A 329-nucleotide genomic window follows, 5' to 3' on the forward strand; every position below is an offset into this window, starting at 1 on the left:
CCGGCTGATCATGGTCGACCCGAAGATGCTGGAGCTCTCCGTCTACGACGGCATCCCGCACCTGCTCTCCCCCGTCGTCATCGACCCGAAGAAGGCGGTCATCGCCCTCAAATGGGCCGTGCGCGAGATGGAGGAGCGCTACAAGAAGATGTCCAAGATCGCCGTGCGCAACATCGACGGCTACAACGCCCGCATGGCGGAGGCCCGGGCCAAGGGCGAGACCATCACCCGCGAGGTCCATACCGGCTTCAACCGCGAGACCGGCCAGGCCGTCTACGAGACGGAGGAGATGGACCTGTCGGCGCTGCCCTACATCGTGATCGTGGTCG

At 65.0% G+C, this 329-nt stretch carries 1 protein-coding gene; it reads left to right on the forward strand.

Features of this window, described 5'->3' with window-relative positions:
* Positions 1 to 329, forward strand: a 329-nt coding sequence (locus ASF20_RS25160; protein WP_280136512.1) for an FtsK/SpoIIIE domain-containing protein, incomplete at both ends; no start/stop codon positions are given.

This window comes from Methylobacterium sp. Leaf88 (assembly GCF_001422795.1).
Classification (GTDB): Bacteria; Pseudomonadota; Alphaproteobacteria; order Rhizobiales; family Beijerinckiaceae; genus Methylobacterium.